General features: G+C 67.5%; 27 protein-coding genes and 4 pseudogenes. 11 read left to right on the forward strand and 20 right to left on the reverse strand.

Going from position 1 to position 22,037, the window contains the following annotated elements:
• Positions 1–166: 166 nt before the first annotated feature.
• Both ABFX50_RS32805 and ABFX50_RS32810 read right to left on the reverse strand, forming a co-directional pair.
• Positions 167–418, reverse strand: a complete 252-nt coding sequence (locus tag ABFX50_RS32805; protein ID WP_346151841.1) for a hypothetical protein — start codon at positions 416–418, stop codon at positions 167–169.
• 100 nt (positions 419–518) lie between these two features.
• Entirely contained in the window at positions 519–875 is a 357-nt protein-coding gene (locus tag ABFX50_RS32810; protein ID WP_346151843.1) for a hypothetical protein, read from the reverse strand.
• 659 nt (positions 876–1,534) lie between these two features.
• On the opposite strand from ABFX50_RS32810, the gene ABFX50_RS32815 reads away from it, so the two are divergent.
• Positions 1,535–1,675 (forward strand): hypothetical protein, encoded by a 141-nt coding sequence (locus tag ABFX50_RS32815; RefSeq protein WP_346151844.1) that lies wholly within the window; start codon positions 1,535–1,537, stop codon positions 1,673–1,675.
• A 425-nt stretch (positions 1,676–2,100) separates the two neighbouring features.
• Here ABFX50_RS32815 and ABFX50_RS32820 read toward each other — a convergent pair whose 3' ends face one another.
• Positions 2,101–2,985 carry a LysR family transcriptional regulator gene (locus ABFX50_RS32820; RefSeq protein WP_346151846.1) on the reverse strand — a complete coding sequence of 295 codons (885 nt, stop codon included), beginning with the start codon at positions 2,983–2,985 and terminating at the stop codon, positions 2,101–2,103.
• 133 nt (positions 2,986–3,118) lie between these two features.
• A complete protein-coding gene (locus tag ABFX50_RS32825) occupies positions 3,119–3,454 on the reverse strand; it encodes a putative quinol monooxygenase (protein WP_346151848.1) in 336 nt (111 codons plus the stop codon).
• Positions 3,455–3,518: 64 nt separating this feature from the next.
• On the opposite strand from ABFX50_RS32825, the gene ABFX50_RS32830 reads away from it, so the two are divergent.
• Positions 3,519–3,878 carry a MerR family transcriptional regulator gene (locus ABFX50_RS32830; protein ID WP_346151850.1) on the forward strand — a complete coding sequence of 120 codons (360 nt, stop codon included), beginning with the start codon at positions 3,519–3,521 and terminating at the stop codon, positions 3,876–3,878.
• A 199-nt stretch (positions 3,879–4,077) separates the two neighbouring features.
• On the opposite strand, the gene pip is transcribed toward ABFX50_RS32830, so the two are convergent.
• The gene (gene pip, locus ABFX50_RS32835) at positions 4,078–5,046 is read right to left on the reverse strand and encodes a prolyl aminopeptidase (protein ID WP_346151852.1); all 969 of its coding nucleotides are present in this window, start codon (positions 5,044–5,046) and stop codon (positions 4,078–4,080) included.
• Positions 5,047–5,253: 207 nt separating this feature from the next.
• On the opposite strand from pip, the pseudogene ABFX50_RS51440 reads away from it, so the two are divergent.
• A pseudogene (locus tag ABFX50_RS51440) lies at positions 5,254–5,439 on the forward strand (MarR family transcriptional regulator); the annotation flags it as partial.
• Between the two features lie 12 nt (positions 5,440–5,451).
• Here the strand turns inward: ABFX50_RS51440 and ABFX50_RS32840 are convergent.
• Positions 5,452–6,006 carry an MFS transporter gene (locus ABFX50_RS32840; protein WP_346151854.1) on the reverse strand — a complete coding sequence of 185 codons (555 nt, stop codon included), beginning with the start codon at positions 6,004–6,006 and terminating at the stop codon, positions 5,452–5,454.
• A 277-nt stretch (positions 6,007–6,283) separates the two neighbouring features.
• Between ABFX50_RS32840 and ABFX50_RS32845 the strand changes: the two genes are divergently transcribed.
• Entirely contained in the window at positions 6,284–6,613 is a 330-nt protein-coding gene (locus ABFX50_RS32845; RefSeq protein WP_346151856.1) for a putative quinol monooxygenase, read from the forward strand.
• 34 nt (positions 6,614–6,647) lie between these two features.
• Positions 6,648–7,262: a TetR/AcrR family transcriptional regulator gene (locus ABFX50_RS32850; protein ID WP_346151858.1), complete on the forward strand. Its 615-nt coding sequence runs from the start codon at positions 6,648–6,650 to the stop codon at positions 7,260–7,262.
• Positions 7,263–7,656: 394 nt separating this feature from the next.
• Here ABFX50_RS32850 and ABFX50_RS32855 read toward each other — a convergent pair whose 3' ends face one another.
• The 6 genes from ABFX50_RS32855 to ABFX50_RS32880 all read right to left on the reverse strand — a co-directional run bounded on the left by ABFX50_RS32855 (position 7,657) and on the right by ABFX50_RS32880 (position 11,711).
• A complete protein-coding gene (locus tag ABFX50_RS32855; protein ID WP_346151860.1) occupies positions 7,657–8,874 on the reverse strand; it encodes an epoxide hydrolase family protein in 1,218 nt (405 codons plus the stop codon).
• A complete protein-coding gene (locus ABFX50_RS32860; protein ID WP_346151862.1) occupies positions 8,871–9,074 on the reverse strand; it encodes a hypothetical protein in 204 nt (67 codons plus the stop codon). The genes ABFX50_RS32855 and ABFX50_RS32860 overlap by 4 nt, the downstream gene beginning before the upstream one ends.
• A 17-nt stretch (positions 9,075–9,091) precedes the next feature.
• Positions 9,092–9,514 carry a sensor histidine kinase gene (locus tag ABFX50_RS32865; RefSeq protein ID WP_346151864.1) on the reverse strand — a complete coding sequence of 141 codons (423 nt, stop codon included), beginning with the start codon at positions 9,512–9,514 and terminating at the stop codon, positions 9,092–9,094.
• A gap of 35 nt (positions 9,515–9,549) precedes the next feature.
• The gene (locus ABFX50_RS32870; protein WP_346151866.1) at positions 9,550–10,566 is read right to left on the reverse strand and encodes a nuclear transport factor 2 family protein; all 1,017 of its coding nucleotides are present in this window, start codon (positions 10,564–10,566) and stop codon (positions 9,550–9,552) included.
• A gap of 348 nt (positions 10,567–10,914) precedes the next feature.
• Complete coding sequence (locus tag ABFX50_RS32875; protein ID WP_346151868.1) at positions 10,915–11,256, reverse strand: DUF1330 domain-containing protein; 342 nt, start codon at positions 11,254–11,256, stop codon at positions 10,915–10,917.
• 86 nt (positions 11,257–11,342) lie between these two features.
• Entirely contained in the window at positions 11,343–11,711 is a 369-nt protein-coding gene (locus ABFX50_RS32880) for a nuclear transport factor 2 family protein (protein ID WP_346151870.1), read from the reverse strand.
• A 176-nt stretch (positions 11,712–11,887) separates the two neighbouring features.
• Here ABFX50_RS32880 and ABFX50_RS51445 point away from each other — a divergent pair.
• A pseudogene (locus ABFX50_RS51445) lies at positions 11,888–12,013 on the forward strand (LysR family transcriptional regulator); the annotation flags it as partial.
• A gap of 160 nt (positions 12,014–12,173) precedes the next feature.
• A pseudogene (locus ABFX50_RS51450) lies at positions 12,174–12,437 on the forward strand (LysR substrate-binding domain-containing protein); the annotation flags it as partial.
• Between the two features lie 133 nt (positions 12,438–12,570).
• On the opposite strand, the gene ABFX50_RS32890 reads toward ABFX50_RS51450, so the two are convergent.
• The 3 genes and pseudogenes from ABFX50_RS32890 to ABFX50_RS51455 all read right to left on the reverse strand — a co-directional run.
• On the reverse strand, positions 12,571–13,287 hold the full coding sequence (locus ABFX50_RS32890; protein ID WP_346151873.1) for a Mu transposase domain-containing protein: 717 nt from the start codon (positions 13,285–13,287) through the stop codon (positions 12,571–12,573).
• A gap of 54 nt (positions 13,288–13,341) precedes the next feature.
• On the reverse strand, positions 13,342–13,851 hold the full coding sequence (locus ABFX50_RS32895; protein ID WP_346151875.1) for an IS5 family transposase: 510 nt from the start codon (positions 13,849–13,851) through the stop codon (positions 13,342–13,344).
• Positions 13,852–14,002: 151 nt separating this feature from the next.
• Positions 14,003–14,128: pseudogene (locus tag ABFX50_RS51455) on the reverse strand (transposase); the annotation flags it as partial.
• Between ABFX50_RS51455 and ABFX50_RS32900 the strand changes: the two are divergent.
• Positions 14,123–14,968, forward strand: coding sequence for a hypothetical protein (locus ABFX50_RS32900; RefSeq protein ID WP_346151877.1), 846 nt, complete (start codon positions 14,123–14,125; stop codon positions 14,966–14,968). The pseudogene ABFX50_RS51455 and the gene ABFX50_RS32900 sit on opposite strands and share 6 nt — an antisense overlap.
• A 572-nt stretch (positions 14,969–15,540) precedes the next feature.
• On the opposite strand, the gene ABFX50_RS32905 is transcribed toward ABFX50_RS32900, so the two are convergent.
• The 4 genes from ABFX50_RS32905 to ABFX50_RS32920 form a co-directional block, all read right to left on the reverse strand.
• On the reverse strand, positions 15,541–17,280 hold the full coding sequence (locus tag ABFX50_RS32905) for a serine/threonine-protein kinase (RefSeq protein ID WP_346151879.1): 1,740 nt from the start codon (positions 17,278–17,280) through the stop codon (positions 15,541–15,543).
• 277 nt (positions 17,281–17,557) lie between these two features.
• On the reverse strand, positions 17,558–17,929 hold the full coding sequence (locus tag ABFX50_RS32910; protein ID WP_346151881.1) for a beta/gamma crystallin domain-containing protein: 372 nt from the start codon (positions 17,927–17,929) through the stop codon (positions 17,558–17,560).
• Between the two features lie 375 nt (positions 17,930–18,304).
• On the reverse strand, positions 18,305–18,898 hold the full coding sequence (locus tag ABFX50_RS32915) for a hypothetical protein (protein ID WP_346151883.1): 594 nt from the start codon (positions 18,896–18,898) through the stop codon (positions 18,305–18,307).
• Positions 18,899–19,118: 220 nt separating this feature from the next.
• Positions 19,119–19,349, reverse strand: coding sequence for a hypothetical protein (locus tag ABFX50_RS32920; RefSeq protein ID WP_346151885.1), 231 nt, complete (start codon positions 19,347–19,349; stop codon positions 19,119–19,121).
• A gap of 304 nt (positions 19,350–19,653) precedes the next feature.
• Here ABFX50_RS32920 and ABFX50_RS32925 point away from each other — a divergent pair, with 304 nt between their 5' ends.
• From ABFX50_RS32925 to ABFX50_RS32935, 3 genes are all read left to right on the forward strand, one after another.
• Positions 19,654–20,055, forward strand: coding sequence for an SRPBCC family protein (locus ABFX50_RS32925; protein ID WP_346151886.1), 402 nt, complete (start codon positions 19,654–19,656; stop codon positions 20,053–20,055).
• Entirely contained in the window at positions 20,055–20,438 is a 384-nt protein-coding gene (locus ABFX50_RS32930; RefSeq protein WP_346151888.1) for an ATP-binding cassette domain-containing protein, read from the forward strand. The genes ABFX50_RS32925 and ABFX50_RS32930 overlap by 1 nt, the downstream gene beginning before the upstream one ends.
• 448 nt (positions 20,439–20,886) lie before the next feature.
• Entirely contained in the window at positions 20,887–21,345 is a 459-nt protein-coding gene (locus ABFX50_RS32935) for a VOC family protein (protein ID WP_346151890.1), read from the forward strand.
• Positions 21,346–21,506: 161 nt separating this feature from the next.
• Here ABFX50_RS32935 and ABFX50_RS32940 read toward each other — a convergent pair whose 3' ends face one another.
• A complete protein-coding gene (locus ABFX50_RS32940) occupies positions 21,507–21,839 on the reverse strand; it encodes a winged helix-turn-helix transcriptional regulator (protein ID WP_346151892.1) in 333 nt (110 codons plus the stop codon).
• Positions 21,840–22,037 lie beyond the last annotated feature (198 nt).

The following is a 22,037-nucleotide window of genomic DNA, read 5'->3' on the forward strand; positions in this document are numbered from 1 at the left end:
CGCGCTCCGCCGCTGGCCGTTCTGTCCGGTAGCAGGTCGGCGAGGGCGATCCGTACGGCGGCGCCGCTCACTCCGTGGGTGCGTGCGAGGTCGAGAGCGGCGGCGAGCTCATTGAGCGCCCTGCCGGTGCGGTTGAACGCTATCCGGGTCGCGACGAACTCGCCGATCAGCTCGCGTCGACGCCCTCGACGCGCTCAACCCGCAGCTTCGCGAGACCCTCACCGACCCGCTCGCGGCGGCCGGTCGGCTCCGGCTCCGGCTCCTCGACGGGGACACGCCGCTGCGCGCCGGGCGCCCGGTCGCCACGCCCGGTCACCAGAGCGTGCTGGTCGCCGACGGGCGCGAGCTGGCGCTCGTCACCGGCGACCTCCTGGTGCACGCGCTCCAGCTGCTCCACCCCGAGCTCGCCTACTCGCACGAGATCGACCCTGAGGCGGCCAGGCACTCAAGGGAGCGCATGCTCGGCCGCGAAACCGCCACCACGCCGCACCTGGCGACGCCGCATCTGACGGAGCCGTTCATCTCGGAGTGATGCGCGCGAGCACCCGTTGGCTGAGCACGACGTCGTGCGGCAGCTGCCTGAGCGCGGCCGTGTCGACAATGACTCCCTGCCGCTGGGCGATCTGCTGGAGCGAGGCCCAATGGTCTGCTTCCATGTCTTCCTGGGAACGGCCGCTGAACGGCTCATCGGGCCCAACCACCGCCCGCGTCGTCTCTTGTATGTCTGCCACCGACGTCGCGGCCCAGCCTTGCGATGAGCCCCAACCTCGGTCATTCAGCAGCAGCACCCGAGTTCCGTCGACAAGCTCTGCCTCGTGACGCGCCGACACCGAGATGGTGTCAGCCGCCTGATTATCGACGTCGACAAACGTCACTAGACGTGTGAGAGCAGTCATACACCTCATCCTCGTTGCAAGTATCGACGACTGCAGCGGCGGCGGCCCGCGCCTGCCCGCCAGAAGACAGCGAAGCCGAAGTGCCGTTGCAGCTCATCACGGGCAAGACCCGGAACAAGAACCCCCGCACCGCCATGCGCTGCGTCAAACCCGGCGCCGAAACCGTCGCGAAGGTCACCGAGGTTCTGGCGCCCGTCGCCGACAGAGTGGTGGCTTGCCGGAGCTCCGGGCCTCTACGAGGGGTGCCGCCGGAATAGGGGGTCTTCTCCCGAACGTGGCCCCAGCCACACGTACCTCTGTGATAGATCCGGTCGCGGTGCGCGATGGTCACAAGTGAGGCATACCGGCCGATAGCAGTTCTTGGACGTTCGACGGTGGGTCCCGATCTCGGGGACCGGTCGGACGAGGGAGCGCGCTGGTGCGTCGGGAGTGGGAACCGGAAGAGCTGACCTACGCGCGCGCATCAGCACCCACGTCCGCGACCTGCCACGCCGCCACGCACCAAGCACAGCCCCACCGGCTCGAAGCTCGGTTCTTGCTGGCCGCTCTAGTAGCTTAAAGTAACTTAGCGCATACTCTCAGTGATAGGCTAGGCGCGGTCCGGTTCTCCATAGCCCTGACGAAAGGACCAAAAGCTCATGAAAAAGCTGCTTTACATGGCCGCCGTAGCGATCACTCTGGCGATGGCGAGCGCAACCCCGGCCGCAGCGATCGATCTTCCGATCAATAACATCCTCGACAACCTCGGCATCCTCGACAACCTCAACGTTGCTCGGTAGGTGGCTGATGTGCGGGACGGGTAGGACGCGGCCGGCTTCCCCCGCCGGTGGCGGGCTGCGCGGTGGCCGCGCCGTACCGGTTCGGCTGGCCTGGCCATCGGGCGGAGTGAATGGTGGCCGCGGCTGAGGAGATCACACAGGCGGAAGCACTACCGGGAGCAGCGCCGGGCCGTTTTAGAGAGTCAGTAGTCGAGGCTCGCGTCCCAGTCGCCGCGGCCCTGCGGGGTCAGGTCGAACGCGACGGACGCGCACGCGATAACGACCTCGTGCATTGTTGGGATTGAGGCGCCGCGGCCTGTGGTCGGGGCTCTTGTGCGGTCTGCTGGTCGGACAGGAGTCCGGCGATGGCGGTGACGATTCCCGCTGGTACGCCACGGCGACTTGGGGATTCGCAACAAAGATCGTCAGAACGATTCCGTCGCGGGTCATCGGATGCTGCAGGTCGCGTCGCCAGCGGCGTGTGCGAGGGCGCGGATGAGGTCGGTCTCGGCGGCGGTGCGCCAGATCAGAGCCCAGCGGGCGAGCGGAGCGTCGTGGATGGGAACGTAGGCGATGTCGGACCGCGTCATGTAGCGGGCGGCATGGATGTGCACGGGCGAGACGGCCTCGCCGCTGGCGATGACCGGGATCATCCCCATGAAATGGGAGACATGCGGGCCCACCGGGATCGGCCGTCCGCTGGGGGTGTGGGCGGGGACGAGCGCCTCACGCCAGTAGCCGGGGCGGGCACCGCCCAAGACGGTGTGGTCGGCGAGATCCTCGTACGACACCGAGTCCTTGCACGCCAGCGGGTGCGTGGGTGAGAGCGCGAGCACGATGGGTTCGGTGTAGACGATCGGACCAACGGTGAGGTCGGGTTCGTCAACGGGGAGCCAGATGAGCGCGATGTCGATATCCCCGCTGCGCAGCGTCCCGAACGGGTCACCGAAGTCGACGCTGCGGATCTGCAGTTCACATCCGGGATGACGGGCCTTGAAGGCGTCGAAGAGGGGCCGTAGGTCCTGGGGGTTGTGCCCGACCATGCCCAGTCGCAGGATGCCGGTCGTGCCCTGAGCGGCCCGGATGGCTCGCTCGATACCCTCTCGCAGCCCCCGGTACATGGGTTGGAGATCTTCGAACAACTGCCGGCCGATCGGTGTCAGGGCCACGTTGCGGTTGTCGCGGTCGAACAGGGCGGCGCCGATGCGGCGTTCCTGCTTCTTGATCGCCTGGCTGACGCGGGCCTGGGTGACGTGCAGCCGCTGGGCTGTCCGGCCGAAGTGCAATTCCTCTGCCAGTGTCAGGAAGATCTCGATGTCGCGAAGCTCCACCTGCGCGCTCCCTTTCAACTGATTAGCGGAGGTTATGGCATGTTGCCGGCGGTGAAGTTGTTCCTGGAGCTTTGGGCGGCCGCGCTTAGGACGCTTTGAGAAGGGGGGCTCATCGGCTGGAAGTAGTTGCGCATCAGGTCAGGTCACGACGGCCCGGGTAGGAACTCCTCATCGCGCCGAAGTAGGCCTCGGGAGTGCCTTCGAGGTGCTCGGGCAGTGCGTTCATGATGGTGCGCAGCAACGGGGTGGCGTTGTGCCGGTCGAGGTCCTCCTGGGAACGCCAGACCTCGTAGAGAAAGAATCGGCCGTCCTCCTGCTCGTGAAGGTGGTACTGGAGGCTGCCCTCATGTCCTCGCGTCAGCTCGACGAGGTCCATCAGGAGCTTGCGGAGCTCATCGGCGTGTCCGGGCTTGGGAGTCAGAAATCCGTAGAGCGAGACGGGTGCTGGTGAAGTGGATGTCGTCGTCATGTGGTCAACGTTAGAATGTGACACGGGTGTGAGATTCAAGCCGGTGCGCCATGAGGTGGGTCACATGAAGATCGGGGAGCTGTCGCGCGAAACGGGTGTGGCCGTACGCCTTCTCCGCTATTACGAGGACCAGGGGCTGCTCACCTCGCACCGCAGCGAAGGCGGCCATCGCCACTATGGGCCAGAGGCCCTCGCCACCGTCGAGCGCATCCGCACCCTGCTCGCCGCCGGGCTCCCAACCAAGATCATTCGCGAGCTCATGCCCTGCTTCGTCGGCGATGGCACCCAGCTCCAGGCCTGCGTTCTGGACCACCTGAAAACTCAGTACGCCGAGCTGGACTCCCGCATAGCCGACCTCACCCAAGCTCGCACGGCGCTGGGGCACATCCTCGAAGCCTCAACTCGCGCACTCGCCGACGCCTGAGCCGGCCGCCACCTGGCAGAAGGCGTAGCGGTGCCCGGCAGCGCCGACCGGCGTCAGTCGGCTGGGTCGCCTCGCCGTGCCCTGTCCGCCTGCTGGCCGGCGAACCCGCGGCTCACCCGTACGGAGTCGTCCGGCCCCCGCGGCGGTGGTCGCCTTGGGGGTGGCATCCGAGGGCACGAGATGATCGCGAGCCGTGGGTTCACCCCTTCTTGGCGGGGGAGAAGCCCTCGATGGCCTCGTGGAGCACCTTTCTGAGCATCTCGCTGCCGGTGTGTCCGGAGTCCTCCACCACGTGCAGCTCAGCGTCCGGCCAGGCCCTGGTCAGTTCCCAGGCCGTGTGGAGAGGGCTACCCATGTCGAGGCGGCCGTGGATCAGCGCGCCGGGGATGCCGGTCAGCCGTCCGGCGTCGCGCAGCAGCGCGTCCTCCTCCAGCCAGGCGCCGTTGGAGAAGTAGTGCGCGCAGATGCGGGTCATGGCCATGACGGCGTCGTCCGGCTGGTCGCTGTAGGCGTTGGGGTCGCCGTTAGCCTCCTGGGAGATCACCGCGTCTTCCCAGGTGATCCAGTCCCGGGCGGCTTTCTCGTGTACCCGGTGGTCGGGGTCGGAGAGCAGCCGTGAGTAGGCGGCCAGCACCTGGAACACGCCCCCGTCGCGGTCGGCTTCGGGGACGCCGTGCACGAACCGCTCCTGCTGCTCGGGGAAGAACCTGCCAACGCCCTGGTAGAGCCATTCGATCTCCGAGCGGCGGGTCGTCGTGACGGCGGGGATGACGATCTCCGTCACCCGTTCGGGATGGGTTTCGGCGTAGGCCAGGATCAGCGTCGAGCCCCACGACCCGCCGTACAGCAGCCACTTGTCGATGCCGAGGTGCTCGCGCAGCAGTTCCATGTCGGCGATCAGGTTCTGGGTGGTGTTGCCGGTCAGGTCGGTGGCCGGGTCGCTGGCGTGCGGGCGGCTGCGGCCGCAGTTGCGCTGGTCGAACAGGACGATACGGAACCGTTCGGGGTCGAATCTGCGGCGGGAGCCGGTCGAGCAGCCCGCCCCCGGCCCGCCGTGCACGACTACGGCGGGTTTGCCGTCCGGGTTGCCGCAGACCTCCCAGTAGATGAGGTTGCCTTCGCCGACGTCGAGCATGCCGTGCTCGTACGGTTCGATCGGGGGATACAAGAGGGTTCCTCTCGGCGATGTACATCTCAGGACTTATCCCCGTTCGCCCGGTTCCGTGAGGGTTGGTCGAGGCTGCTGATGTCCATGACGGAGACCCGGGACGAGACGGCGAAATTATCGTAGCGCTGTTATATTAGTGCTGTGACATCTTAGGGTCCTACTGCGCTACTCGATCCCTGGCACTCTCTGCACGAGCTTCTTGCGTTGATGGACGCCGAGATCGAGCAGGTCTACGTCGAGCGTGGCCTCAAGGGGGTGTGGCCTCGGTTCGCCTATCCGCTGATCCGGCTTGCTCACACTGGCCCGCTCACCATCCGCGAGCTCGCCGTGTCCCTGAACCGCTCGCACTCTGCGATCAGCCAGACCATCGCTGCCCTGCGCACGGAGGATCTGGTCACCTCAGAGTCAGGACCCGACGCCCGCACCCGGCGGATCGACCTGACGGAGCGCGGCCGGTCGCTGGTGCCGTTCCTTGGGGCGGAGTGGCGCGCCACCCACGAGACGGTCGCCGAACTGGACGGCGAGGTTGCCCGCGGTCCCACCCGCCAGGCTCACAGCCGTCCAGATGGCGACGGCCCGTGTGCGGCGCGGCCCCTCAGGGAGGACGGTTGTCACGATGGTGAGCGTGACCGGGGCGAGAACGGCGGCCCCGAGATCTTGAGCGGCGCGGGCGCCGATCAGCATCCCCGCCGTGGCGGCCAGGCCACCGGCCAAGCTGGCGGCGGTGAACAGGCCGAGGCCGGCGGCGAGCACGCGGCGGTGCCCGTACAGGTCGGCCAGACGTCCGCCGAGCAGCAGGAAGCCGGCGAAGACCAGCGCGTAGGCGTTGCCCATCCAAGCCAGATGTCGCCCGTCGAAGGCGAGCGCGTCCTGGATCGACGGCAGCGCCACGTTCACGACCGACACATCGAGCACCACCATGAACTGCGCCGCGCACACCAGCGCCAGGACGACTCTCACTCTCGGCCTCGCATCAAAGCAATATGATCACCTCGGTTTACTCCTTCAGCATGCAATCCGACGCATCAGGAGATCGGGGTGGATCAGGGGCATGCCCCGTCCGTTGTCGACTCTGTCCGGTGGATCGAAGTTCCCTGCGAGCAGCAGTGGGCGCCCGGTGCCGTCATAACGGATCAAGATCCTCCTGTCGGCATCCTGGGGTGGAGCGCGTCTGTGAGCCACCTCATAGCTCAGGGGCTTGAATCTCACATTGATGTCACCTTTTAACGTTGATCACATGACGACAGCATCGACTGCACCGGTACCCGTTTCGCTCTATGGATTCCTGACCCCCAAGCCCGGACACGCCGACGAGCTCAGGAGGCTTCTGACGGACCTCGTCGAGCCGTCCCGAGGGCACGAAGGCAGCCTCCAGTACCACCTTCACGAGCAGGAGGACGGCCGATTCTTTCTCTACGAGGTCTGGCGTTCCCAGGAGGACCTCGACCGGCACAACGCGACCCCACTGCTGCGCGCCTTCATGAACGCGCTGCCCGAGCACCTGGAAGGCTCGCCCGAGGCATACTTCGGGGAGATGAGAAGTCCCTATCTGGTCGCCGTGGCGTGACCGGGCTCACAGCTGGAACGGCGAAGGTGGTGGCGTGGCAGAGCGGCGTACACGTGGGCCTTGGGCGGAGCACGAGCAGCGGCGCAACGACCTCGCTGACGCCGTGCTGGCGATCGTCGCCGAGCGCGGGCTGGCCGCTGTCTCGCTGACCGAGGTGGCCGCCCAGGCGGGCGTCTCGCCCGGCCGCGTGCAGCACTACTTCCCGGCCAAGCAGCAGCTCATCGAGGCCGCCTTCGAGCGCGGCAACGAACTCAGCAGCGCCCGCATCCGGCAGCGGGCGGGCTCCGAAACCGGCGTCGCTGACCCGCGCCTGGTGCTCACCACCGTGCTGACCGAGCTGATCCCGTCCGACGCCACGACCGAGGCGCACATGAGGGTCCGCCAATCCTTCCACGCCTACGCCTTCGCCGACGAGACCATCGCGGCCCGGCTGCGCGCCTTGTATGACGACTTCCACCGCCAGATGGCCGATTTCATCCGTATGGACCAGCAGGCCGGGCGCGTTCCCGGTGAACTGGATCCCGACGCGACGGCGCTGGGCCTCGTGGCCTTGGCCGAAGGACTGGCCGCCTACGTGCTGATCGGCGTCACCCTCGGTAGCGTCGCCCGGCAGCGCCTGCTGGAGGCCGTCGCCGGCCTCTACCACTGAGCACCACAGCAGCGGGTGTTGCGGTGGCCCGATGGCTCGATATGGGTCAGCCGGCCACGTCGGCACCACCGGGTAGGTGATTGCGCGTCATGCGGGCGACGTGCGCGAGCCGAGAACGCGAGCTCCCTCGAACTGGCCGCGACGCAGCAGCATCCGGGTGAACCGGTAGTCAGGCCGCGGGCCCACTCTGGAGCATCGTCACCGCCACCGACATGATCGGCTTCGACACGGAGTGGATCCGGACCAACGCCGGCCTGCGATGTCGCGACTGCCATACGTCGTCAGGCGCACGGCCCTGTCCTGTCGGCTGATCAGGTCAGCTTGCCATCGGCCCTCCTCCACGCCGGCGGCGAAGCAGCCATCGATCCTGGCCGGCCGTCTGGGGCCGCATTCCTCATCGGCGGCCCCGGAAGGTTCGCCGCAGGTCATCGACCCACTGGTCAGGGATCTCCCAGGGGATGAAATGGCCGCCGTGGTCGTAGGCGGCGAGGTTGACGAGGTTGTACCAGGAGGCCCGGTCACTGTTGAGGAAGTGCTCGACGCGACGGTCTGTTGTGACCCCGGGCGGGTTCTCGTACCCGACGAAGGTGATCCCGGTGGGGGCCTCGACGGCGGGCTGCCGGTGGTGTGCCGGGGTCCAGGGGTAGCGGTTGTTGTTGGCGTAGGTACGGATCGAGGTGCCGATCGAGTTGGTGACCCAGAAGATCATGGCGTGGGTGAGCAGGTCGTCCTTGGTGAAGACGGTCTCGATGTCGCCGCCGTTGTCGCTCCAGTTGGCCCAGCGTTCCAGGATCCAGGCGAGCATCCCGGCGGGGGAGTCGGTCAAGCCGTAGGCGAGGGTGCTCGGGGCGAGCATGTGCGCGGCCAGATGAACGGCGAAACGCCTTTCCATCGCGACGATCCCGGCGTGAACCTCCGCGGGCAGGCCGTCGGGGATGGGCCGGCCGCCGGTGAGGTCCCAGGCCCGCTCGCCGTTGAAGAAGGTGAGCTTCTGGCCGGAGCCGATGTGGATCGCGTGGAGGTTGTCGGCGTACTTGTGACCGAGCTGCCCGGTCACCAGGGCGCCGACGTCGCAGCCCGCCGCACCGTATGTCTCGAACCCCAGGACGTCGGTCATGAGTGTGTGCCACAGGTCGGCGACCTTCCAGTAGTTCATGTCCGGGTGGCTGGGCAACGGGCTGGAGAAGCCGAACCCGGGAAAGGAGGGGACGATCACGTCGAACGCCTCCGCCGGGTCGCCGCCGTGGGCGCCCGGGTCGGCCAGCGGGTCGACGACTCTGGACCAGTGCCAGAACGTCCAGGGCCAGCCGTGCGTGAGGATCAGCGGAGTGGGGGCAGGTCCGGTCCCGGGCTTACGCATGAAGTGGACCGGGACGCCGCGGACCTCGACGCGGTAGTGCTCGTAGGCGTTGATCGCGGCCTCGGCCCTGCGCCAGTCGTAGCCGTCACGCCAATACTCGACGAGCTCTTCGAGGTAGGCGCGGCGGACGCCGTAGTAGCCGTCCTCGTTGCCCGCGTCGTCCGGCCAGCGGGTCAGCTCCAGGCGCCGCTGCAGGTCATGCAGCACCTCGTCGGAGACGTGGATCGGGGCCGGTTGGGGCGACTGCGTCACGATTGCTCCTGCTGTTCACTTTGCTGGTCGAGGTCCACCAGCCGCCTCAGAGCGGGCAGGGCGGCCAGGATGGGGGCCCACTCGGCCGGTGTCAGGCGGCCGGTGAGGTCTGCGAGATGCGCGATGCGGTCGGTGCGGCGTCCCTCCACGATGGCCGTGCCTGTCGCGGTGATGTGGACGAGCACCGCACGGTTGTCCAAGGGGTCCCGTCCGTCGACTATCTCCGGTCGGTGCCGGCGAGCGCCAGCGCGGCACTGACGGTGATCCCGCCGCCGAGCACCGCGTTCACCGACAACCTTCCGCCCAGCTCCGCGAACCGCGCCCGGTCGGCGCGCAGGCTTTCGACGAGTCGCCCCGGCGGCAGCCCGATGCCGTCGCCGCTGATCGTCAGGCGCAGGCCGCGGGCGCCTGCGGTGAGCGCGAAGCCCACGTGCCGCACCGTGCCGTCCGCCTCGAAGCCGTTCAGGACGTGGAGGACTGTGGCCTGGACGAGCTCCGTGAGCGGGCCGGCCAGGGGCTCGCGAGGCAGTGCCCACACCTCTACGGCGATTCCGGTCAGGCTGGACCAGTGCTCGAGGCGAGCGCGCAGGTCCCGCGAGGGCGCGATCCACTCGTCCGGGCGGAGTCCGTCCAGTGCCATGGTCTTCCTTCAGCTGTCGAGGTGGTGACGGTGGTTCACGAGGTAGGGCGCAGCAGGCCGTACAGGTTGGTGATCTTGTCGGCGTCGGCGATGAGAGGCAGGGTGTCGAACGTCAGGCTCCAGTCGGTGACCTTGCCGTTGTGGTGGCCGAAGCGTTCGATGACGCCGTAGGTGATCTCGCGGCCCTGGCTGCGCACGGTGCCGTACCACTCCTGGTAGGTGGCCTCGCGCGTGGGGATCGCCTGTCCGGGGCGCAGGGCGGTGGGGTTGCGGCCCTGCTCGTCGTCGTCGAACCTGCCGAGCAGCCTGTCGAGGTAGGCCAGCTTGGCGGTCGTCGTGTACAGCTTGCGGCCCTCCAGTCCCGGGCCGGTCAGGGGTGCCCGGCCGGAGGCCGCGACCAGGGCGCGGGCGTTCCTGGCGTTCCAGGCGGCGGCCCGGCCGAGCAGCCCCTTGCGCAACCGTGCCGCTGGCACCTCGGCCGGGCGCTCGGCGTCGGCTGTGCGGTCGGTGATCCCGCCGAACAGGTTGTCCAGCTTCAACTCCCCGGTGGCGATGGGCGCGAACCAGGAGTACCGGTCGTAGTAGCGCCGTCCCTGCACCACGTCGCCGGATTCGTCGAGGGCCACCCGGTAGATGGCGGGGTAGTCGATCGCCTTGCCGCCGATGACAGCCGAGTTGTGGGCTCCGTACATCACGGTGTCGCCGCCGGCGGCGATGCGCTGCGGGGTGAATCCGATCTGCGGCACCAGCCCGAGGGTGGCCGTGATGGACTGCTTGATGTTCTCCTTGCCGCGGATGAGGGGGCTGGCGGCCTCCCAGAGAGTCGCATCCTCGGCGAACATCACGGCGTAGGCCTCGACCCGCTCCGTGCCGTCGCCGGTGGGCATGGAGCCGAACCGGGTCTGCCGGTCGATGAAGGTCTGTGCCTGAGGGGAGATCGTGCCCTCGGTCACCGGGCCGTCCTCCTGCTGGGCCCACGAGGGCCCGGCGAATGTGGTGAGAGTCAGGGTGGTGAGCAGGGCGGCGGTCAGGAACCGCTTCCTATTGGTCATGGTCGTTTCTCCTCGGGCGCCTGAGCGCAGGTGCCGGTCGGGATGTTCTGGGAAAGAGCCGTGCATGCGGCCGATGCAGCCGTCGGCGGATGATCAGGTGCCACGTCGAAGCCCGCCGGCGCTTCCAGGCGAAGCGGGGGATCTCATGCTCGTAGCGGCCACCGGCCGGGAGGACGCGAAGATGAAGCCGGGCGCTGCTCGCGCTCGTCGGCTTGGCGCGCCGGCCGGCGCCTTGTCGGGAACGTCGACAAGGGGCGGGGCTCCGGCGGTGATGGTCATGGCGGATCGCCCGCTCAGCGCGGTGCTCTCCTGCCATGGCAGGGGTGTCGAAGTGTGCCGGCGTCTCCGTCAGGCGGAGCGCAGGGCGGCAGCCATCTCGGCCGAGTCGTGGTCGGGGTCGGCACCGTCCACGATGATCAGATCGCCCTCGAGATGGGCGGTACGGAGCGGCTTGATCTCCTGGTAGGCGGCCGAGTCGTAGAAGTCGCGTGCGTGTTTCATCGACGGGAATTCCACCAGCACGACGTCTCCAGGCCAATCTCCCTCCCGGACCTCCACTGTGCCTCCGTGTACGAGGAACCGGCCGGAGAACGGGTCCAAGACTGATTGGATCCGCTCCAGGTACTCCAGTACCTCGGGGTGGACCTCGGCGGACTTACGAAGGTGCGCGAGCATGTAAGCGGTCATCATTCCTCCATCAGATACGCGGGTGCCGGACACCGAAACTGTCTCGGCGGCCGGCGGGAGGGCCCTTGAACGGGGCCGCCCGTGCCGGCTCAGGCGCCGGCCGGCACGCGATCGAGAAACCCGAGCACCTGGCTGATGCGGCCGTCGTCGCCGATCACGGCGACGTCGAAGCCGATGACGATCGGATCGGCGCCCTCGGCGCCGAGATGCCAGGTGAAGCGGGCGATGTCGTGGTGTGCGTCCACCGGCGCGCCGAGACTGAACGTCAGCCCCTTGAACTGCCCCTGCACCGCCGCGATGGTGGCGTCCAGGCTGTCACGGCCCTGCACCGCCACCAGCGGGTCGGTGTACGTGACGTCCTCAGCGAACACCTGGGCGACCAGGGTCCGCCGCGTTTCGGCGCCTGTCTCGTTCCACGCCGCCATATAGCGCTCAACCGGCTCGTTCACGTCGCTCACTGACCTGTCTCCTTTATGATCGTTTAGGCTGCCATCTCCTGCAACAGGCAGATGGACCAGCGCTTATCCGGTCGTTCCGGATGTCCTTAAGCCTGGCGTTCTGGAGCCGGGAGAACAATCGCAAGTCCGGTAACACGCCATAACCTGCCGCTAATCACTTGAGGGGCGCGCTGCAGGTGGAGCTTCGCGACGTCGAGATCTTCCTGACACTGGCAGAGGAATTGCACTTCGGCCGGACAGCCCAGCGGCTGCACGTCACCCAGGCCCGCGTCAGCCAGGCGATCAAGAAGCAGGAACGCCGCATCGGCGCCGCCCTGTTGGACCGCGACAACCGCAACGTGGCCCTGACACCGATCGGCCGGCAGCTCTACCACGACCTCCACCCCATATCAGGGCCTGCGCGAGGGCATCGAGCGAGCCATCCGGGCCGCCCAAGGCAGGACCGGCGTGCTGCGTCTGGGCATGGTCGGGCACAACCCCCAAGATCTCCGGCCCCTCTTCTACGCCTTCAAGGCCCGTCATCCCTCATGCGATCTGCAGATCCGCAGCATCGACTTCGGCGACCCGTTCCGCACGCTGCGCAGTGGAGAGATCGACATCGCGCTCATCTGGCTGTCCGTCGACGAACCCGACCTCACCGTCGGTCCGATCGTCTACACCGAGCCCATCGTGCTCGCGCTCTCACCCACGCATCCCCTGACGAGCAAGGACGTGGTCTGCTTCGAGGACCTGGCCGACCACACCCTCCTGGGAGGCGCCCGCCCCGGCTACTGGCGTGAGGCGCTCGTTCCCACCCACACCCCCAGCGGACGGCCGACGTCTCCCATTTCATACAGTCCGCGGTTGCGGTTGAACGTCATCACAGTTCTCCCTTGCTGGAGGGGCCCTGACCGCTGGATCTGCGGCGCAGTAGCTGGTCATAGACGGCCACCGAAGGCAGCGGCCGTGTATCGGGCGGAAGCTGGGCCAGCCTCCGCACGGTCAGCGATGTCACCGTGGCGTGCTGGGTGGGTTCCGGTGGTTGTTGCGATGGAGCCGCTGATTCCGCCTGTTCGGCTTCAGCTGCCTTGCGGGCTTCCAGCGCCACCGCGTCGACGGTCAGCGCACCAGCGCGAAGCGCTGAAGCTAAGCCTGCGACGACGTGTTCGTGCTTCATGTGACGATTCAGCAGTAGCACCGCTACCAGGGCTTTGGTGCCCTCGGAATCGCCGTGAGCCTTGCAGGCCGCAGCCCACCATGCGTCGTGGACTGGGGTGAAGCGCCCGGCCGCGCGGGCCTGCTCCAGTGCTGTGGCCCCTGGCAGCGCACCAGGTTTACGCACCAACGCCTCCAGGTAATGGTCCAGCACCAGGCGGACCTGACCCTTGGCCTTCAACCGCTCGTGACGGGCAACCTCCTCGCGCCTGTCATAGACGACCAGTTCGGAGGCGTGCAGCAGTACCCGGACCTTGCGGCCGATCAGGCGCACCGGCACCGAGTAACGGTTCGTGCGAACGCTGATCTGGCTGTGGCGGTCCACGCGCAGAGCGAAGTGCCGGCCCGTCTCGAACGGCTCGCCCGGCAGCGGCTTGAGCAATTCCCGTTCGATGGCGAAGTGCTCACCGATAGTGCGCGTGCTAGAGGGCCTGTTTCATAAGCAGGTCAGCCAGTCGTTGATGATGGCGATCTGGACGGTGGCCTCGTAGCGGACGGCGAGCTTGTCGTACCTGGTCGCGACGGCACGGTGGCGTTTGAGCCGGTTGATGGCGCACTCGACGGCGTGCCGCGCGCGATAGTCGATCGTGCAGAACTTCGGGTGGCGGCCTCCTCGACTGCCTCGGTTCTTGCGATGACGAATCTGGTCGATCTTCTCCGGGACCGTGCAGGTGATACCTCGTCGCCGCAGGTAGGCGCGGTTGGCGCGGGAGCCGTACGCCTTGTCGGCCCGGACCCTGTCCGGTCGCTTGCGGGGCCGTCCCAGGCCGAGCCTCGGCACGCTGATCTTCTCCAACACCGGCTGGAACTGCGGAGAATCCCCCCGCTGACCAGCGGTGACGATCAACGACAGCACCTTCTGGCCCTGCTCGGCGGCCAGATGCATCTTGGTGGTCAGCCCGCCCCGGGAACGGCCCAACCCGTGGTCGGCGGGCTCCGTACTCACTCCGCCGGGCGGCTCGACCTGCAGATCCCCTTTTCCGCGCGCCAGCGGCGTGCTGGTGGGCGCGAGCGATCGAGGAGTCCACGTTGACGTCCCAGGTGATCAGGCCTTTGGCGTCCGCCAGGGCCTGCAGGTCCCGCACGATCCGAGGCCAGGTCCCATCGCGCTGCCAGCGGCGAAACAGCCCGTACACCGTCTCCCATTCGCCATACCGCGCAGGCACATCCCGCCACGGCGCACCCGTCCCGCCGAACCCCAGGCGATCGAACAGGTCGTGCACCTGTGCGGCGGCTTCCCCCTCGCCCTGCGGATCGCCGGCGCCCGCCTGGCCGCCCGGCCCGACTGGACCCTGTCCGACCTGGCCAAACGCCTGGCCGACGCCACCCGCCGCCTGGATGTGCTGGAGTACGCCGACCTGGCCGTACGCGCCAGCATCTCCGTCAGCCACCACCACCTCCGAGAAGAACCCGCCGGCCACGACGCCGCCCACCTGCTGCCTCTGCTCGGGCTGCTCGACCTGCCCAGCCACACCCCCGCCACCGCCGCCCTGACCGGCTGGCCCCACCACCGCGCCGAAGCCGCCCTGGAACGCCTCCAAGACGCCCGCCTCCTCGAACCCGCCGGGCCTGACCGCTACCAGTTCCACGACCTGGCCGGCCTCTACGCCCGCGAACGCGCACACCAGGACCTGCCGGAGCAGGAACGCACCGCCGCCGTACGGCGCGCGCTCCACCACTACCTGACCACCGCCTGGATGGCGACCACCATGTTCCACAACGACCCTGTAGTGCGATGCCCCGTCGAGTTACCCGACAACACCTTCAAGGACCCGGCCGAGGCGGGACGATGGGCCCAGGACGAGCGGGACAACCTGCTCGCCGCCGCGCAGCAGGCGCTGGCCGGCTCCGACCCGGAGACCGCCATCGGCCTGGCCATCGGCCTGGCCATCGGCCTCCACTGGCCTTCCTACTACCAGGGCTGGCACACCCAACTGGCCGACATCTACGCGCACGCCATCAGGTGGCCGACCGCATCGGCGCATGGGAGGACAAGGCCCAGCTCCGCAGCTTCCTCGGCTGGGTCTACCGGGACCAGGGCCGTCACGACGTCGGGACGATGAAGGCTGTCTTGCGCAGATATCTCACTACCGTCTTCTCCCGAATCAGGGTGTCTGGACGAGAGGCGACGGTAGTGACACGTGGTATGTCCTCGGTATGTTCGCGCGCCTCGCCGCGGCGTGTGGATCCGCCAAGCTTCTGGACGTCGCGCGCGCGGGCGGCGAGGTTGAGCCGGTCGACGGCCTCGTTTGATGCCCGCCAGCACCAGCACCCCGGCCAGCTCGTCATGCACCGCCCCCGGCCCTTCGCCCTGGTACGGCTGGCGCGCGGTCGCCCAGTCGGCGATCAGGCGTGCCATGGTGTCGTCGGCGCCTGCCCTGGCGTGCACGCGGCCGCCCTCGCCCCACGTCCGTAGGGCCTCGCGCCGCTGGTCGGCGCGCCACAGCTCCAGCGCTTTGCGTTCCATCGGGTCGCGCTGGCGGCGGTTCTCGGTCAGGGTGAGCCCGTCGACCTGGCGGTGGATGGCGCGTGCCCTCACCCGCCCCCCGGCCCAGGGGTGTGACCGTCTCAACAGCCGAGAACGCAACGGCCTTGAGCCACACCGCCGGTCAGGCGTCGAATGGTCGGCGCTCGGTCACTGGAACGCGGCCCAGTTGCGGAGGGGCTCGGGGCCTTCGAGCACCGTATCTTCGTAGGTGCGATCGGCGACCTGGATTTTCATGTACTGGGTGCCGGAGAACACCCAGTAGTTGTTCGGCTCGTCCGGTACGGGCATCGCCGCGTCGATCCTCTGCCTGAAGGCGGGGAGGTTGCGGAAGGTGCCGGTCCAATCGTCGAGTTTCGCCAGACCATGGGCAACGTGGCCGCCTGGTCCTTCGCCGTCCAGCTTGGTCCGGACGTACTGGTCACCTGCGAACACCCAGTACTGGTCCGGGTCGTCCGGCGTCCGCATCACAGCGTCGATGCCGTCGTCCGGAAGACCTCCGAAAGCGTTCTCCCAGTCACTGAGCGGCCGCGGACCCGCGACCAGCGCGTCGTCGAATTCCGGGCTGGCGCCGACCCGTATGCGGATGTACTGGCTTCCGGAGAAAACCCAGTACTCGTTTGGAGAGCCCGGAACACGTAGCGTCGCGTCTATCTTCTTCTGGAATCCTTGAAGGTTCTTGAAGGTGTCGTCCCACGCTTCGAGTGGCGAGGGCGTCACCGGGATATCGCCCACCGGGTAACCCGAGGTCGAGATGTGCACCCGCATGTAGCGGTCATCCGAGAACATCCAATAATGGCCCGGGGCGTCGAGGTCCGGGTCATCCGGAACCGGTAGCACCTCATCAATGCGTGTCGGATGCGCGGAGGCCGAAGAGCCATGGCCGGTGGACTGTTTCGCAGGACTTCCCGTCTCCGCCGCTTTCACACCGGCACCGCCGTCGGGACGGTTCACCAGCGAACCCGCGGTGACGACGGTGGCGAGCAGGACAGCGGCCGAAAGCGCCGCCGAGCCGAGCAGGCGGCGGCGCGGAACGGCGCCGAACCTCCGTACCCGCTTCGTAAGGCCGAGCCCGGCCGGCGCCGTCGCGGCGAGGGGCCGCAGCATCTCGCTCGCCTCCGCGATGGATGGACGATCGGCCGGGTTTTTCCGCAGGAGCGCTTCGAGCAGGGGGCGCAGCGGTCCCGCAGCGGCCGGGATCTCCGGTTCCTTATGGAGAATGGCATGCAGTACGCTGACGGCTTCTTGACGCGCGAACGGGGAACGGCCGGACAGCAGCACGCACAGGGTGACGCCCAAGGAGAACAGATCACTGGGCGGTCCCACAGGCTGATCGCTCAGCCGTTCCGGGGCGATGTACTCGAATGAGCCCATCACCGCGCCCGTTGTGGTGAACGAGCCGGTGGTTCCGTCCAGCGCCGCGATGCCGAAGTCGCAGAGCACAACTCTGCCGTCGTGGCGCAGCAGGACATTGCCCGGTTTGATGTCCCTGTGCAGTGCACCCGCGGCGTGCACGGACTCCAGGGCGGAGAGAAGCTGCAGACCGATCCCCGCCACGACAGAGGGATCCATCGGGCCCGCAGTGGCCACATGTTCCTTCAGCGAGGGCCCGTCCACGATCTCCATCACCAGCCATAACCGGTCATCGTGGTTCACGAGGTCGTAGACGTTGACGACGTTCGGGTGGGATACCCGGGCGATGGCACGTGCTTCCCGGCGGATCCGGGTTGCTTCTTTGCCCTTGGTCCGAAGATGCGTCTCTTTCACGGCAACGGTGCGTCTCAAGAGGTGGTCGGTCGCCCGCCAAACGGTTCCCATGCCCCCGCTGCCGAGACGATCCTGCAGTAAGTACCGATCAGTAAGCAATCGTGGTCCGCCGTCCTCATGCACAGAGCCAACCTACTGATCGTCTGCGTTCTCGGCGCAGAGGATCGGTGTTCTGTGTCAGCGGCATTTTCTTTCCAGGTCGTCAAGTGGTCCATGAGGTGGGGGAAAAGACCCCGCCGGACATGCCGGGCGGGGTCTTGGCGCGCAGTGATGCTCTCAAGCCATGAAGGCGAGGGTATCCGGCGCTTCCCAGGCCGTCAGTTGCCGGCCGAGGTCGTGCGCACACTGGTTGGACCGCAGCCCAGTACGGTTCGAAGGACAGCGGGCCGACATCAGAGGTTCAGAGGATTCTGAGCCCGCCGAAGTTGACGCCTCGGGGGTGCTTCGGCCAGGTGAACACGGTCCACTTGCCGATCGGCTGAGCGGGCTGCCACCTTCCGTCCCCGTACCACTGGACGCGGTTGTTGCCCGTCGAGATTCGGGTGATCCACATGTTGGGAAAGCGGAAGTAAGACTGTCCGGCGTTGGCGTAACACATTTCGACCGGCTCGTGGCTGCCTTCGTGGATGAGGACTCGCAGGAGGTCCTTTCGTCCGTTGCATTCGACGGTATTGATCGCATATGCGGGCGTCGGGGTTACGGCGGTAAGTGAGACCGTCACCGCGACGGACGCCAGTGCAGCCAGGACCGCCTGCTTGGCAATTCGGTTCATAGCAATTCTCCTCTGCAGAATGGATGGTGACAGGAAAAGCACGCGCATGGACGAGTTCGTGGATACTTCATGGAGCCGTGTTGCCGCCCCGCCGACATCTCACGGAATGCCGACGGCCACCGTGGCCTGCGACATCCGCTCGGACGTCTGGTTTATGCACGCTTCCGCGTTTGGTGGTTGAGCGACGCTGTCAGCGATTAGTCGACCCTTAACCCTTAAGCACTCCGGGGTCCACTCGGGCAGTGGCTGCGACGGCCGGGCGTACGAAGTGATGGAGGCGTGAGCGGGCCATCATCGGATCTCCCTTACTCGAAGGACTTCTGTTATCTATAGATGGCCGCGTTGATCGTTCGGTTCGGCCTTTCGCCAAAAAAATTACGACGACTCGTCGAGTTCGAGAGGCTTGGCGGCCCGGCGCCGCGCGGTCGAGCTCGCGCGCCAAGGTGATGAACCGTGCCAGGGCCGAAGCGTTCTCGACTGGTGAGCGCATGCGGGCATGACACTGTCGCGGGCGTAGGCGGCGTGCCCGACACACACCGGCGTCTGGCCGCCGTCGGCGTCGACGACGCGGTGCGTGGCCAGCTCGGCACACGGGACGACCTCGCGCTGGTACTCCCAGACGCGGCCGCAGCCGAAGACGGCGCAGCGGGTCATGGTGCCCATCGCGATCAGGGTGCTGCCGTGCTCGGGGCAGACGCCCCAGCCCATGCGGCAGAAGGTGACCGGCCGGGGCGTGGCTCGGGTCAGCTCGGTGGCGCTGTCGGTCAGCTCCAGAGCGGCCTGGCGGATGAGGCCGGCGGCGTTCGGCAACCGGAATCCAGCCCGTCCTTTGGGATCGGCCTGCGACAGCTCGCCTGCCAGGGTGTCGACGGCGGCGGCGAGATCGTTGGCGCGGGCGACAAGCTCGTGCAGTTCGGCGGGCGCGGACATAGCCGCCCTGCCTCGTTCCGGATCTCGTGTCGACGTCATGGCCCTTCCCCGGTTGGGCGCTCGGACCCTGCTGCCGGAAGTACCCCCGCTGGCAGGGCGAAACCCGCTCTGAGCTGGCCGGTAGCAGGTAGCAGTTTGTGGGCCTGGCCCTGGCGGGGAGGGGCCTGGGCCCGGTGTGGCGGGGTGGGGGCAGCCTCTTCCAGGTGTGGTGTGATCGGTGGTGCGGGGCCGGGGCCGCGAGCGACAGTCCCGGCCCTGCCTATGGCGTGAGCGGTTCGAGGCTGGCGTCGATGAGCTGGTCACGGGCGGCGACGGCATGCCCGTCGCAGACCAGCGTCTCGACTCCGCCGGCGTCGGTGAGGCGGTGGGTGACCGGCTCGGCGCACGGCGCGGTGTCGCGGTTGTAGCCCCAGGCGCGGCGGCATCCGGCGCTCTTGCAGGTGGTCATGTTGCCGCTGGTGATGAGGGTGTTGCCGTGCTCGGGGCACACGCCCCACGGCTGGCCGGTGCAGCGTCGGGGGCCAGATGCCCGGATCTGAATCTGGCCGATCCCGTGTTCTCCTGGAGGCTTACGCCTCACACCTCTCTCTGGAGGAACGCGCGTGCAGAACATGTCCCCTGCCGTGGAACGGCTTGTCCGGCTCATGCTGCTGCTCCCATCCGACCCCCGCAAGCCGCTATGGAACAGCGCCGCCGACGACTGCGGAGACCTCCCCACCGTCATGTCGATCCACGGATGGGTAGGAGACACCGCCAAGATGTGGCCCGAAGGAGCCCCTCGCACCCTGGCTGAGATGGTCCTCATCGCGTTCGGCAACCCGAGCGAGACCACCCTCCGCCTGCTGTCTGAAGCCGTAACCCCGAGCCCTCGCGCCAGCGCCGGACTCGGTGTCGGCGCCGCGTGGGCCGCTCGCGCCTGCGAGACCGCCATCGACGTAACCTCATATCATCGCCGGATGATCGAGCTTCAGGAGGACGGGGAGATCGCCTGCCCGGCCGTGCTGGTGTGGGCGGTCGTCGCTGACTACGGCCAGGATCCACGCTGGCGGAAGGGCGTCAAGACGATGGCGCCGCGCCCCGAAGGCATCGTCCAGGTGGGCACGACCACTGCTGAGGTGATGCGGTTCGCGGGCCGGACCTATCGCAACGGCGGCGAGGTCATCCAGGTGGAGCCGGGTCGATACGGGAGAACCTGATGTTCGCCCGCGAGGCCGTGACCGAGGAGGACATCCATCGGGTGCTCGCCGCCGTCCGGCTGGACGACCTGGTGTCCCACCTTCCGCACGGCCTCGACACTCCAATCGGCGTGGAGGGACTCCAGCTGTCGGGCGGTGAGCGTCAGCGGCTGGCGGTGGCCAGGGCGCTGCTGGCCGACTGGCAGGTGCTCGTCGTCGTCGAGGTCACCAGCGCCCTCGACGGCGTCACCTCGGACGAGGTGTACAACGCCCTGCGAGTTTATTGTGCGGGGAAGACCTTGGTGATCATCGCGCACCGGCTTCCACGCATCGACCCGACAGACCAGGTGGTGCTGGTGGACCAGGGCGCCGGGACCGTTACCCCGGGGTCGCGCGCGGGCTAGGGAGGCGGCGTGGTCATATTCGGCCGGAAATTAGCGCTAAGCACGAACACGCAGGTCAGCGAGGAGATTCACGGAGAGCGAGAGGGTCTACACTGTCGGCCGCGGCCACTGCGCGATCTTCGGTTGTCTTCACAAACTCTGAATGATCTTGCAGTGGCCGTTCTCATGCGGCCTCAATCCCAAAGATCGCGAAGTGTCACTGGAGTACTAGGCCCTCTGCTCGGGTTCGCGCGACAGGCCCACACTGGAGCTTTGTGAGCAGGGCAGCGCCATGATCGCTTGACGTCTATCGCAGATGACTCTGCAAGAGGTGCGCAGTACGTGGACGCGTCGTCGCAGTTCATGAACCCGAGCCGACTCCAATACCTTGGATGGCCAGGAGCCCCTCCCATCCGGGCCGTGACCCGTCCGGGCCGTGAGCCAACAATTGTCGGATGGGTCCGGCAGGATGGCTGCCGTGGTTTCTTATCAGCTGGTCATTGACTGTGCGGCACCCGAGCGGATGGCCCGGTTCTGGGCGGGCGCGCTGCGGTACACGGTGGAGCCGCCGCCGGGTGGATTCGACACGTGGCGGGATTACTGGCGCAGTCTCGGAGTGCCGGAGGACGAGCTGGGCGAGGGGGACGGCAGCGACAGCATCGTCGATCCCGAGGGGTACGGGCCGAGGATCTGGTTTCAGCAGGTGCCTGAGGGCAAGGTGGTCAAGAACCGGTTCCATCTGGATGTGAAGGTGGGCGGCAAGCGGGAGGACGTACCGCTGGAGACCCGGAAAGCGCGGGTGGATGCCGAGGTGGAGCGGCTTGTCCAGGCGGGGGCGTCCGTTGTGCGGGTGCTGTCGCAGTCCGGGGTTGATCACTATGCGGTGGCGATGGTGGATCCCGAGGGGAACGAGTTCGACGTGGTCTAGCGCCGATTCTGCACGTCATCGGCTATCTCGCGTCTCCGCACCCCTCGCCGCACTCTGTCGACACTCGCGCCGGAAGCCGCCTGCGACGGCGACCTCGTGAACCGCCCGTACGCGGCCCCTTGACGCGTGGCGCCGTGCGGCCGGCCGCACGGCGTTCCAGGTCACCTGGGCAGGCTCTCGATGCGCTCCATGTGCTCCTCGCCCCACTCGCCGAGCGGCGCCATCGCGGTGTTGAGCGACTGGCCGAAGTCGGTCAGTGAGTACTCCACCTTCGGAGGCACCTGGTGGTAGACCTCGCGGTGCACCAGACCGCTGGCCTCCATCTCCCGCAGCTGCAGGATCAGCACCCGCTCGCTGATGCCCGGCACCGAGCGCCTCAGCTCTCCGAACCGCAGGGGCCCCTCGGCGAGCGAGAAGAGGATCAGCCCCTTCCACTTGCCTCCCATGATGTCGATCGCGGCGTCCAGCCCGCACGTGAAGGTCCGCTTCTTCACCAGCGCTCCTCCTGCAAAAGGTCCGTACCTGCTGCCAGGCTACTCAGGGGCGGAAGCGGGGCCCAACGCCTGCCAGGAAGGCGCGGACGGCGGCGCGGGTCACCCGCCGCGGCTCGGCGTCGTCCACCTCGCGGGTGCCCATGCTAGAGCGCAAATTAGTCACCAATATTGACTATAAGTTTAAGTGGCTATATGGTC

Source organism: Nonomuraea recticatena (assembly GCF_039533245.1).
GTDB lineage: Bacteria > Actinomycetota > Actinomycetes > Streptosporangiales > Streptosporangiaceae > Nonomuraea > Nonomuraea roseola.